10 protein-coding genes are annotated in these 12,398 nt (G+C 73.0%); 2 read left to right on the plus strand and 8 right to left on the minus strand.

Features of this window, described 5'->3' with window-relative positions:
- The first annotated feature begins 83 nt into the window (after positions 1 to 83).
- Together ccrA and E6R60_RS34320 are read left to right on the plus strand one after the other, a co-directional pair.
- Positions 84 to 1,436 carry a crotonyl-CoA carboxylase/reductase gene (gene ccrA / locus E6R60_RS34315; protein WP_136330638.1) on the plus strand — a complete coding sequence of 451 codons (1,353 nt, stop codon included), beginning with the start codon at positions 84 to 86 and terminating at the stop codon, positions 1,434 to 1,436.
- Positions 1,433 to 3,181 carry a 3-hydroxyacyl-CoA dehydrogenase family protein gene (locus E6R60_RS34320; protein WP_240802799.1) on the plus strand — a complete coding sequence of 583 codons (1,749 nt, stop codon included), beginning with the start codon at positions 1,433 to 1,435 and terminating at the stop codon, positions 3,179 to 3,181. The genes ccrA and E6R60_RS34320 overlap by 4 nt, the downstream gene beginning before the upstream one ends.
- Here the strand turns inward: E6R60_RS34320 and E6R60_RS34325 are convergent.
- From E6R60_RS34325 to E6R60_RS34360, 8 genes are all read right to left on the minus strand, one after another.
- A complete protein-coding gene (locus E6R60_RS34325; RefSeq protein WP_168713729.1) occupies positions 3,077 to 5,572 on the minus strand; it encodes a LuxR family transcriptional regulator in 2,496 nt (831 codons plus the stop codon). The genes E6R60_RS34320 and E6R60_RS34325 overlap by 105 nt on opposite strands.
- A 160-nt stretch (positions 5,573 to 5,732) precedes the next feature.
- Positions 5,733 to 6,560: a 4'-phosphopantetheinyl transferase superfamily protein gene (locus tag E6R60_RS34330; protein ID WP_136330640.1), complete on the minus strand. Its 828-nt coding sequence runs from the start codon at positions 6,558 to 6,560 to the stop codon at positions 5,733 to 5,735.
- A complete protein-coding gene (locus E6R60_RS34335; RefSeq protein WP_136330641.1) occupies positions 6,557 to 8,452 on the minus strand; it encodes a polyketide synthase in 1,896 nt (631 codons plus the stop codon). The genes E6R60_RS34330 and E6R60_RS34335 overlap by 4 nt, the downstream gene beginning before the upstream one ends.
- Positions 8,453 to 8,480: 28 nt before the next feature.
- Positions 8,481 to 9,260, minus strand: coding sequence for an acyl carrier protein (locus tag E6R60_RS34340; RefSeq protein ID WP_136330642.1), 780 nt, complete (start codon positions 9,258 to 9,260; stop codon positions 8,481 to 8,483).
- A gap of 132 nt (positions 9,261 to 9,392) precedes the next feature.
- Positions 9,393 to 10,148, minus strand: a complete 756-nt coding sequence (locus E6R60_RS34345; RefSeq protein ID WP_136330643.1) for a ScbR family autoregulator-binding transcription factor — start codon at positions 10,146 to 10,148, stop codon at positions 9,393 to 9,395.
- A gap of 16 nt (positions 10,149 to 10,164) precedes the next feature.
- Positions 10,165 to 10,995: an AfsR/SARP family transcriptional regulator gene (locus E6R60_RS34350; protein ID WP_136330644.1), complete on the minus strand. Its 831-nt coding sequence runs from the start codon at positions 10,993 to 10,995 to the stop codon at positions 10,165 to 10,167.
- Positions 10,996 to 11,237: 242 nt separating this feature from the next.
- Positions 11,238 to 11,894 carry a ScbR family autoregulator-binding transcription factor gene (locus E6R60_RS34355; RefSeq protein ID WP_136330645.1) on the minus strand — a complete coding sequence of 219 codons (657 nt, stop codon included), beginning with the start codon at positions 11,892 to 11,894 and terminating at the stop codon, positions 11,238 to 11,240.
- 73 nt (positions 11,895 to 11,967) lie between these two features.
- The coding region (locus E6R60_RS34360; protein WP_276614103.1) for a carboxyl transferase domain-containing protein at positions 11,968 to 12,398 on the minus strand (431 nt) is incomplete at its 5' end.

The following is a 12,398-nucleotide window of genomic DNA, read 5'->3' on the forward strand; positions in this document are numbered from 1 at the left end:
CTCTGCGGCGGCGCCGTGTCCCACGCTCATGAACTGGGGCCGGCTTCGCCCTCCTCGGCTCTCAAGAGAATCAGGGAATTCACGTGGACGAGATCATCAACGCCCTTCTCTCCGAGGACGCGACGCCCCAGGACTTCGGGGGGATTCGGCTCCCGGAGACCTATCGCGGCATCGTTGTCCGCAAGGAGGACACCGGCATCTTCGAGGGGATGTCCTCCGTGGACAAGGATCCGCGCAAGTCACTGCATCCGCAGGATGTGCCGACCCCCGAGCCGGGTCCGGGCGAGGCCCTCGTCGCCGTCATGGCCAGCGCCATCAACTACAACACCGTGTGGTCGTCGATCTTCGAGCCGCTGCCGACCTTCGGGTTCCTGGAGCGGTACGCCAGGCGGTTCCCCGGCGCCGCCCGCCACGACCAGCCGTACCACGTCCTCGGTTCCGACCTGGCGGGCGTCGTCCTGCGCACCGGTCCCGGCGTCAACGCCTGGAAGCCCGGCGACCGGGTCGTCGCGCACTGCCTCTCGGTGGAGCTGGAGTCCTCGGACGGCCACAACGACACGATGCTCGACCCCGAGCAGCGCATCTGGGGCTTCGAGACCAACTTCGGCGGCCTGGCGCAGCTCGCGCTCGTGAAGTCGAACCAGCTGATGCCCAAGCCCGAGCACCTGACCTGGGAGGAGGCGGCGTCCCTGGGGCTGGTCAACTCCACCGCCTACCGCCAGCTCGTCTCGCGCAACGGCGCGGGGATGAAGCAGGGCGACAACGTCCTGATCTGGGGCGCGAGCGGCGGACTCGGCTCGTACGCGACCCAGCTGGCGCTGGCCGGCGGCGCCCACCCGGTCTGTGTCGTCTCCAGCGACCAGAAGGCGGAGATCTGCCGGAAGATGGGCGCCGAGGCGATCATCGACCGCAACGCCGAGGGCTACCGGTTCTGGAAGGACGAGCAGGAGCAGGACCCGCGTGAGTGGAAGCGCTTCGGCAAGCGCATCCGTGAACTGACCGGCGGCGAGGACGTCGACATCGTCTTCGAGCACCCGGGCCGCGAGACGTTCGGCGCGAGCGTGTACGTGACCCGCAAGGGCGGCACGATCGTCACCTGCGCCTCGACCTCGGGCTACAAGCACGAGTACGACAACCGCTACCTGTGGATGTCGCTGAAGAAGATCGTGGGCTCGCACTTCGCCAACTACCGCGAGGCGTGGGAGGCCAACCGCCTGGTCGCCAAGGGGAAGATCCACCCGACGCTGTCGAAGACGTACCCGCTGCAGGAGACCGGCCAGGCCGCGTACGAGGTCCACCGCAACCTCCACCAGGGCAAGGTCGGCGTCCTGGCGCTCGCCCCGCGCGAGGGGCTCGGCGTACGGAACGCGGAACTGCGCGAGAAGCACATCGACGCCATCAATCGTTTCCGGCCGCAGGAGGCGCGGACCTCATGACTGCGCGACAGACCACCCCACCTGTGACGGGCATCGTCGGTCTGGGCTCGACGGGCGAGGCCCTCCTGCGGCTGCTGCACCGCGCGGGCCACACCCTCGTCGCCGTGGACAGCGACCTGGACGTCCTGGCCCGGACGGCCGGCCGGCTCAAGGCCGCCCTCGAAGCCGAGGACGCTCCGCAGCGCCCCGATGTCACCTTCACCGCCGATCACCGGGCGCTGCGCGCGGCCGGGCTGGTCATCGAGGCGGTGCCGGAGGACCCGGCCGTCAAGAGGGACGTACTCGGCCGGATCGTCGCGCTCTGTCCGCCCGGCACCCCCGTGGTGACCACCACGACGTCGCTGTCCGTCGCGCGGCTGGCCGTCGCCACCGGCCGCCCGGACGACATCGCCGGGCTGCGGCTGTTCACCCCGCCCGTCGCCGGCAGCCCCGCCGAACCGGTACGCACGGCGCTGACCTCCCCGGACACCGCCGCCGCGGTGGACGCGCTGGTGGCTTCGGCCGGTCTGGACCCGGTCGCGGTCGGCGCCCGGCCCGCCGCCGACGCCACCGCGCTGATCCTCCCCTTCCTCAACCGGGCCGTCATCCTCTTCGACGAGGGGTACGCCACCCCGCACGACATCGACACCGCCATGCGGCTCGGCTGCGGACTGCCGGCGGGCCCCCTGGAGACGCTCGACCGCATCGGCCTCGGGACGGCGCACACCGCGCTGATGGAACTGTGGCGGCGCACCGGCGACTGCGCCTTCGAGCCCGCCCCGCTGCTCAGCCGCATGGTCGCGGCCGGACGGCTCGGGCGCACCAGCGGCGACGGGTTCTACACCTACGACGAGACCGGCGCCATGGCCGGCCGCCCGGCCGAAGGGCCCGGCGACACGGGTGCCGCCACCGTGCGGCGGGTGGGCGTGCTCGGCTCCGGCGCGATGGCGCGCGGGATCGCCGAGGTCACGGCGTCGGCCGGATACCCCACGGTCCTGGTGGCCCGCACCGCGGAGAAGGCCGGTCAGGCGCTGCGGGCCGTCGAGGAGTCCTTCACCCGGGGCATACGGCGTGGCCGGGTCACCGTCCAGACCAAGGACTCGGCCCGGGAACTGCTCACCGGCTCCCCTGACATGACGGCCCTGGCCGACTGCGACCTGGTGATCGAGGCGGTGGCCGAGGACATCGACGTCAAGCGCGCGATGTTCGCCGCGCTCGCAGAGGTCTGCCCGCCGGGCACCGTGCTGGCCACCACCACATCGAGTCTCTCCGTAGCCGCCTGCGCCGATGCGGCGGGCAGGCCGGCCGACGTCGTCGGGATCCACTTCTTCAACCCCGCGCCGGTGATGAAACTGGTGGAGCTGGCGCATACCGGGAGGGTGGACCAGAAGATCCTGGCCACGGCCCGCGCCTTCTGCCACACCCTCGGCAAGACGACGGTGGCGTGCCCGGACCGCACCGGCTTCATCGTCAACAGCCTGCTGTTCCCCTACCTCGGCGCGGCCCTGGCCCTGCTGGAACGGCACGATGTGGACATCGAGGAGACGGACCACGCGATCCGGTCCGGATTCGGCTACCCCATGGGGCCGTTCGCGCTTCTCGACACCATCGGCCTCGACGTCTCACTCGCCATCCAGCACCGGCTGTACGAGTCCTTCCAGTCACCCGAGCACGAACCGGCCGCTGTACTGGAAGAGCTGGTGGCCGCGGGACTGCTCGGCCGCAAGAACGGACGGGGGCTGCGCACCTGGGCCACACGTCGCTGACCGTTGCCCGGCCCCGTTCCCCGTCCCGCGGGCCGGGCCCGGGGCCGGGGAGCGGGCCGCCAGAAGGTCCGCCAGGTCCCGGCGGGACTTCACGCACAACTTGCGGTAGATCCGGGTCAGGTGCTGCTCCACCGTGCTGGTGGTGACGTACAGCCGGGCCGCGATGGCCCGGTTGGTGCAGCCGCCGGCCGCCAGCACCGCGACCCGCCGCTCGGCGTCGGTCAGTGCGGCGACCGGATCGCCGTTCGCAGGGTCCTGACCGTGCAGGGCACGCAGAGCGAGGGCGGCGGGGGTGCTCCAGCCGGCTGCGCCCTGCGGCTCCAGCCGCCAGTCGGCCAGCAGGTCCCGGCAGGCGTGGAAGTCGCCGAGGGCGGATTCGGGACGCCCCACGGCCAGTTGGTAGTGGCCCCTGGCCAGGAGATAGTGCAGCCCGGCCCGGGTGCGGAACATCGCGGCGGGCACCGGGACGCGCAGCCGCGCGGCCGCCTCGTCGTAGGCACCCAGGCGGGTCGCCGCCAGCACCGCCGCGGACAGCGGCATCCCGAGGGCCACCCCCCAGGCCCCCGGCGACAGCAGCGACAGCGCCCGGCCCGCGTGCTCGGCCGCCAGGTCGTGCTCGCCGGTGCGCCCGTGCACCACGGCCGCGGCGGCGGCGGCCACCGCCCGGCGGGCCGGAGTGGCCCGTGTCCGCTCCCCGCCGGCGAGGAGCTCGCACCACCGGGCGACCCGCCCGGTCTCCCCCGTACGCAGCAGCGCCGACAGGACGGCGGCGACGGGCGCCGGTGGCGCGTGGTCGTAGACGATCGACTCCAGCACCCGCTCGGCCGCCTCGTCCCGCTGCTCGGCCCCGCCTTCGGCCGTCTCCGGGAGGGCCTCCCGCGCATCGTGCGGGAGGGGCCCGGTGCCCGCACCGGGGTAGACGTACGCCAGCGTCGCGGCCGGCTCGCCCGACGCTCTGGAGCCGTGCGGTTGCGGCAGGGCCCGCGCCGCGCCGGCCGGGCGCCCGTGCCAGAGCAGCAGCCCCACCGCGCCCTCCGGGTCGGTAGCGGCCCCCGCCCCGGTGCCGAGGCTCCGTTCGAGGTCGGGCAGGTGCCGGATGACGGCTGCCGGATCGCTCTCCCACTCGGCGCGGGCCAGCATCGTCAGCAGTCCGGCCTCCTCGTGGCCGCCGGCCCGGCGGGCGGCGCGCAGGAAGTCCGCGGCCTGCCGGGCCCCGCCGCCGCTCATCGTGTGCCGGGCCGCCTCGGCGAGCACTTCGGCGGCCCACGCCGGAGCGGGCGGGCCGCCGGCCGTATCGGCGGCGACCAGGTGGCAGGCGACCACGGCCGGTTCGGCGCCGTTCTCGTACAGCATCCGGCCGGCCGCGGTGTGCAGCCGGTGGGACTCCTGGGCGGACAGCTCTTCCAGGACGGCCGCCCGTACGCCCTCGTGGCGCAGCCGTCCGCCGTCGAGCAGCCCCATCGCGTCGAGTTCGTCCAGGCAGGGGCCGACAGCGCGTTCGGGGGTCTCCAGCAGCCGGGCGAGCAGGGTGAGCGTCGAGGCTTCGGCGAGCACGGCCAGGCCGCGGGCGGCCGACACCGTGGGAGGACCGGCTCCCCGCAGGCAGCCCGTGACGCCCCGCCGGAAGGCTGTGCCCGCCAGTGGACGGGAGGGGCGTAGCGGTTCACAGTCCCGGTGGTCCTCGAGCAGCCCGCACAGCAGCCGCAGGTTCCCGCCGGTGAAGCGGTGCCAGTCGGGGGCGAGCCGCCGGGCCGTCGGCCATTCCATCGCGCCGCCCGAGGGCGCTGCCAGGAAATCGGCGACCCCGTCCCTGTCCAGCGTCGTGAGCGGTAGGGCGGTGCAGCGGGGATGTCTCAGCAACTCGGCCAGCGGCAGTGGCAGCGGGGGGCGGGAGCAGGTCTGCGGGCCTGCGCTCATCACCAGCAGGATCCGGCTCGTGGCGAGCCGTCCGCACACATACAGCAGGCATCGGGCGGAGGCCTGGTCCGCGTGGTGCACATCGTCGACGAGGATCACCACGGGCGTGTGCGAGGCGATGGCGCGCAGCGCCTCGTGGAGCACGGCCGGGTCCTCACCGCGCTCCTCGCCGGCCGCGGCGCCTTCCAAGGGGTGCCTCGGTGAGGGGCTTTGTGCCCGGAGGTGGCGTTCGGCGTCCGGGCCGGCGCCGCTGAGCAACTGTCCCACGATCCCCGACGGCAGGTCTGTCTCGGCCGGTGACGCGGACGCGTTCAGTACCAGCGCGCCCGTGCGCCCGGCTTCCTGTGCGAAGGCTTGCAGCAGGTCGCTCTTGCCGGTACCCGGGCTGCCGGTGACAAGCGCCGCGCGGCCCTCGCCCCGCCGGGCAGCCTCGAAGTGCTCCCTGAGCAGGCCGAGTTGTACGCCCTGGCGCACCGGCCACCCCCACATCGTCGGGCCGCTTTGATGGCGGCCGTCCTCTCCTTGGAAGTCTGCACAGAAACCTGGAAGCCCCGCTGGTATCGCACCGGAGTCCCGCTCGAGCCGCAGGTGCGGGTGCCGGGCACCGCCCCCTGGTCCGGCCCGATGACAGGACTCAAGCCACCGGTTCCGGCAGGTCCAGCAGCCGCGGTGCGCTGCGGTCCCACGGGAACCCGTGGTGCAGTTGGAGGACGGAGGGCACATCGCTATCGGCCGCCACGGCGACGGCCGCCAGCACATCGGGCACCGGCTCCAGTTCGATGAACCGCCACGGGTGGGCGCTCTCGGTTTTGGGCGGCCGGAAGCCCCGTACGCCCCGGTCTTCGGCCAGGGTGAACGCGAAGCTGTCGAAGGGCAGCCCGAGGCCGAGGCCACGCGCCTTGGAGTACGCCTCCTTCAGCGTCCACAGCCGCAGCACCCGGCGGTTGCGGGGGCGGCCCGGCGCGGCCCGGGCCACCCATGCCTGTTCCTCGTCCGCGAAGGTCTGCACGACCGCGTCGAATCCCTGGTCGTCCCGGTCCAGGCGCTCCACGTCCACCCCGATCCGATGGCGCCGGACGACGCCGAGGAAGTTGTGGCCGGCGGTGTGGGACAGGTTGAAGTCGAGCTCCCGGCCGCCTCGCGGGAGCCCTTCCACGGGCTTGTGCAGGAACGGCCGCCCCCGCGAGGACCGCCAGATCACGGCCTCCGCCTCGGGCACCCCGCCCTCCAGCGCGATGACCCGCCGTACGAGCGTGTGGGCGACGAGGTACTGACGGCGGTCGCGCTCGAACAGGAACTGGGCGGCGATCTCCCGCTCGTGCTCGTCCAGCCAGTGGGTGGCCAGGGTGGTGGCGAGGGTGGGGGTGAGTTCGTCGTTGGGGCAGAACCACAGTTTGACGGGTTCGGGCCGGTCGGGCTCCAGAGCGGTGAGGGAGTACTGCGCCGCCACGAGGCCGGTCATCCCTCCCTCCCCGTCCCCGCCGCGGCCGCCTGGGGCCCGATCCACAGGGGACGGCGCAGGAAGGCCGAAGGGGGCAGCGGCACCAGAGCGCGGCCGGGGCCCGGCGGTGACTCCAGGGCGGCCCAGTGGACGTCGAGGCCGGACAGCCACAGGCGGGTCAGCTGCTCGATACGGCCACCGCGCCACAGGGCGCCGAGGAAGTCGCGGGTCTCGGGCGCATCGCCCAGGCCCAGCACATCGGATCCGCCCGTGCGCAGGTCCGCGTAACGCACACCGCTGGCGGGAACGCAGCCGTGGTGGGCGCGGCGGCCGCACACGTGGCCGCCGGTTTCCTCGGCGTCCGCGTCGCGGTCCACGAACCCCCTGAGCGAGCTGACCAGTTGGGGGATGTCGCGGGCGGGGAAAGCGATCCGGCAGGGTTGTGCGGCGCGGCCGGCCCGCAGGGCGCGGGCCACATCGGCGACTGCGACCCGCTCGTCACCGGTGGCGGTGTTCCCGCTCCCGCCGTTGTCGGAGGCGAGCCAGTCGGCGAGCCGGGCGGCGGTGGCGGTGAGATGGCCGGGGGTGGGGGCGGACAGCAGGATCAGCTCGTCGCGTTCGACGGTGTCGTCCCACGCGTCGTGGTGGCCGGGCCCCGGATGGCGGCCCGGGACGAACTCCTCCAGGACGGCGCGGGCGTCGAACGGGCCGCCCGCACCGGTGACCTCGACGACGGCCACCCGGGGAAGCTCCCGGCCCGACGCATCGCGGGGCCTGGGCCAGGACGTGGCCGTGTCCCCGCTCCGGGCGGGCGCGAGGGTGGCGTACCGCAGCTGGAGGACAGCAGCGGTCAGGGCCGCGAGACCGGTGACGGCCCCGGCGCGGCCCACCCGGCACTCCGTGGTCTCGCGGGTCTCGCGCACGCCCGGTGGGCCGGTCCTTGCGCGCACGCCCGAGGTGCCGGTCCGGGCGCCCGCGCCCGTGGAGGTGGCGCATACGACGGCATGCACATGGTCGCCGTCGGACAGTGCGCGGGCGAGCGGCTTGAGGACCACCGCGCCCACGCCCTCTCCGGCGCCCGGCCGGCCGCGCGAGGGGTGCAGCAGCAACTCGACCCCGCCGGCCACGGCTGCCGCGCACTCTCCGCGCCGCAGCGCACCGACGGCGAGGTGCACCGCGACGAGGGCGGAGGACTCGGCGGTGTCGACGGCCTGCGCCGGGCCGCTCAGTTGGAGCAGGCCGGACAGCCGGCCCGCCAGGCCCCCGTGGCCGCTCTCCGGCATCTCCCGGCCGCCGCGCGCCCAGGCCTCGGCGGCCACCAGCGCGTAGTCGCGGGAGCTGACCCCGACGAACACCCCGAGGCCGCGCGGCGACCCGCCGGGACCGGTCAGGGAGTCGAGCCGGGTGCCGGTGCAGCCGGCGTCCTCCAGCGCCTCCCAGGCGGTTTCGAGGAAGAGCCGGTCCTGTGGGTCGATCAGGCTCGCCCGCTGGGTGCTCAGCCCCCAGAATTCGGCGTCGAAGTCGGCGGCCCCGTCCAGGAAGTGTCCGCGCTGCCCCGCGCCGAGCGGCGATCCGCCGGGACGGGTGGGCGGCGCGGCCGTCGAGGTGTCCCGTCCTTCGCGCACGTTCTGCCAGTAGACCCGCAGATCGGGGGCCAGGGGGTACCGGCCGGCCATGCCGATGACGGCGAACCGGTCGCCGGTGTCCGGGACGTCGGCGCTGTGCGGAGCCGGCAGCTGCGGCTGCGGCTGCGGCTGCGGCTGCGGCTGCGGCTGCGGCTGCGGCTGCGGCTGCGGCTGCGGCTGCGGGGTCCCCGGGCCGGGCCCGGCCTCCAGTTCGGCCAGCAGCCGCACGGCCTGCCCGCGCTCCAGGGTTCCGGCTTTGAACCGGATGAGTATGTCTCGTTCGTCCATGGTCTTCCGCCTGTTCGAGCCCGCCGGTTCAAGACCGGCCGGGCAGCAGCGTGAGCGCCTCGTCGATGGTGAGCCGGTCGTCGCGTACCGCGTCGAGCAGCGCCTGCACCCCCGGTGGGCCGGGCTGCGGAGCCGCCGTCCCCGAAACCGCACTCACCGGAGCCTGCGGGGCCGCCGGGGTCCTGCTGGCGGAGGCGATGTGCACGGCGAGGGCGGTGAGGTCGGGGTGGTCGTAGAGCGTGACCGCCCGCTCGCTCATGCCGTAGGTGCGGTTGATGACCGCCACGAACTGCGCGCCGATGATGGAGTCCACCCCGAGCAGGCCGAAGGCGGCGGTGGGCTCGATGTCCCAGGGGTCGCAGCACAGGAGGCGGGCGAGTTCCTCACGCAGGAGGTCGAGTATCTTGCGCGTGCCGGGGTCGGGGGATGCGGTCGCCAAAACCGGCCCGCCCGGCAGGGGCGCAGCCCCGGCAACGGGCACGGGCGCCGGCGACGGCGTGGGCGGGACCGCGGCCGGAAAGGCCCGTACCCCCAGCTCGCTGGCCACATGCCGGGCGAAGTCCAGCGGGGTCGGATGGTCGAGCAGCGCGAAGGCCTTCATGGCGGTGCCGTACCGGGCGTTCACCGTGGCGATGAACTCGACGGTGAGCAGCGAGTCGACGCCCAGCGACCGGAAGGTCTGCTCGGGATTGATCTTCTCGGGCTTCAGCCGCAGTACGCCGGCGAGCGCCGCGACGAGATCGGTCACCATGTCGCGGGGCTGCGCAACGGCGCTCGTCCTGAGGGGAGTCTGGTGTGCGTGGGGCATGGAGGGGCTCCAAAGTCTGTCCCGGCCGGCAGTAAGGATGTAGGCGAAGGCGCGTGTGAACAGGGGCAAGCGCCGCCCGTGCTGAAAATGTGCGGGCTCGACCTGGTCCCCGGGAGGGACTGTTCCTCGCGACTACGCGGTAGGAGCGAGTCTGGTCGCGGGATCCGGTGCGCTGGGTGTGCCGGCCGGCGCGTTGCCCGCCGCGGCTCCCGGCGGCGGCACGGCGTCCGGGAGTTCGCCGGCGACAGCCGCCGGGGGAAGGCTCGCGGCAGGGGCCGGCGGGCCGGTGCGATAGCCGGCGATGTCCTCGGGCGGCACCAGCGCCCACAGCAGCGGGGCCCACAGCGCGGCGACCCGGTCGCTGAGCCGCGGGTAGGGCAGACCGGTGCCTGCCAGCACCCCGATACCGCACACCGTCGCGGACAGCAGCGATGCGGGCCCGTTACCCCTCGCGCGCTCCCGCAGCGCCCCCGCCCGGCGGGCCTGGCCAAGGAGCCGCTGCACCTGGGTGATCCAGACCTGATGGAAGTCGGTTACCGGTGGCTGGCGTCCGGCGCGCTCATTGGTGATCCGGAAGCTGGCCCGGATGACCGGGTCGTCATGGAGGGTCCTGGCCAGCCAGTGCGTCATGTCGATGAGCATCTGCACCGGCGGTACGCCTGCCTCCCCGTGCTCCCTGACGAAGTCCTGCAACATGGCGCGCCCCCGCTCCTGCACGGCGTCGGCAAGCCCGTCCTTGGAGGAGAAGTGGAAGTACAGCGCCCCCTTCGTCATCCCGGCGGCTCCGGCGATCTGCCCCAGTGTCGCGTGGGCATAGCCGTTCCGGTTGAACATCTCCGCGCCCGCGTGGACCAGCCTCTGGCGGGTCCGCTGCGATCTGGCCTGCATCTCGACCGCCTTCTCCTCAGCCGACCCGGCTGAGTCGCTCGCCACCGGCAGCAACCGGGTCGGGGGTGGGCTCAGGACCTGACATCAGGATCGAACGCTGCAGCCGCCGCAGTCCGGCGGAGGGTTCGAACCCCAACTCCCGTACCAGAACCGAGCGCAGCCGCTGATAGGCGTCGAGCGCCTCGCTGCGGCGCCCGGAGCGGTGCAGTGCCAGCATGAACTGGCCGTGCAGGTTCTCGTGGGTGCGGTAACGGCTGACCAGCACGGTCAGCTCCCCCAGGAGCTCGCGGTGCCGGCCCAGCCGCAGATCGGCCTCGATGCGCTGGTCGAGCGCACAGAGCCGGGTCTCCTCCAGCCGCCGGATCTCCCTCTCCAGCTGTGTCCCGGCCTGGATGTCGGCCAGTGCGGAGCCGGTCCACAGCGAGAGCGCGTCGCCCAGCTGCCGTGCCGCGCCCGGGAAGTCGCCCGCGTCCATCGCCCGGTACCCCAGCCCCGCCAGCCGCTCGAACTCGCGCACATCGCTGGTGCCACCGGCGGTGTTGAGCAGGTAGCCCCCCGGCGTGGTGACGAGCACGTCCTTGGCGGAGCGCGGCGCGGCCCCTTCCGGGTCCCCTCGAAGCGCGGTCGCGATGAGGTCCCGCAGCTGCAGTACGTAGGTCTGCAGCGTGGTGCGTGCGCTGCGCGGCGGGCGGTCACTCCACAGCTCCTCGATCAGCGTGGCCACGGGCACGACCTGGTCGGCGTGCAGCGCCAGCAGAGCCAGTACCTGACGCGGCTTCGGCGCCGTCGGCGTCACCGAGACCCCGTTCTCGCGGACGGCCAACGCGCCCAGTACATCGATATCCACGCCGTTTCCCCTATTCGTGCATGAATCGTGAGCCGCTCGGAAGTACCTCGAGTAAAAAACAGGACACACGGTTTGTCAATATCAAACCGTCTACGCTGTTTTATTTTGCCTCAGTTGACCCCGCCTTACGCTGCTGACCTGGGCTTTCGCGGATCGTACAAAACAGAGAACCCTCCGCACCCGGGGGTGCGGAGGGGAGGCCCGGCAGGCTTCCTCCCTGCCGGGCCCTCAAAACAGCATGATCAGTCCGTTGCTTGGGCCGCCGGAGTCGCGAGGGGCGCGAGGCCGTGCCTCGGGGAGGGAACCGACCTGCACGGACGGTGCGAACTCGCCAGCCTCGGCAGCACCAGGTCCCAGAACCCGGTGACCGTCTCCGTGGACAGCCACTGCTTGTCCTCGCCGCCGAGCACTTCCAGGCCCACGGTCACGGCCACGATGGCGAGCGAGGCGTCGGCGGGTGACACTCCTTCGGCCAGTCCGCCTTCGGCGTCGGCACGCTGCAGCATGTCCTCGATCCACCGCTGCCAGCGCTGCCGGAGCCGGGGCTCCTCCCGCCAGGCCAGGTCCCCGCCCAGCTCGAAGCCGGCCTGGATCACGATGTCGCCGGCCAGGCTGCTCATCAGCTCGTGCGTGGTGTCCACGAGCACCTGCAGAGTGCTTCCTCCCCCGTTCACCGCCTCTTCGATGATCCGGCGCACGCTCTCCGCCGCCTCGTCCACGACGGCTCGGGCGAGCATCTTCTTGTTCTCGAAGTGGAAGTGCAGCGCGCCGTTGCTCACTCCGGCCCGGCGGCTGATCGCGGCGAGCGAAGCGGGCGCGAAGCCCTCCTGCGCGAACACTTCGGCGGCGGCCCGGATCAACGACTGACGTGTGCGCGCCGCACGGTCCTGCTTGACCATCACATGTCTCCTGATTACGGGGCTCAGCGGCTTGGCCCCAGGGGAGCGCACCCACCGCCCCCGGCGTTCTCGACTACTGCGGGGGGTTGCCGTGCTTGCGCGACGGCAGGTCGGCGTGCTTGGAGCGGAGCATCGCCAGCGAGGCGATCAGGACCTCGCGGGTCCCGGCAGGGTCGATGACGTCGTCGACCAGGCCGCGCTCGGCGGCGTAGTACGGGTGCATCAGTTCGGCCTTGTACTCCTTGACCATGCGGGTCCGCATGGCTTCCGGGTCCTCGGCGCCGGCGATCTGCCGGCGGAAGATGACGTTGGCGGCGCCTTCGGCGCCCATCACCGCGATCTCGTTGGTCGGCCATGCGTAGGTGAGGTCCGCGCCAATGGACTGGCTGTCCATGACGATGTAGGCACCGCCGTAGGCCTTGCGCAGGATCAGGGAGATCCTCGGCACCGTCGCGTTGCAGTAGGCGTACAGCAGCTTCGCGCCGTGCCGGATGATCCCACCGT

The organism is Streptomyces sp. A0642 (genome assembly GCF_004795105.1).
Lineage (GTDB): Bacteria > Actinomycetota > Actinomycetes > Streptomycetales > Streptomycetaceae > Streptomyces.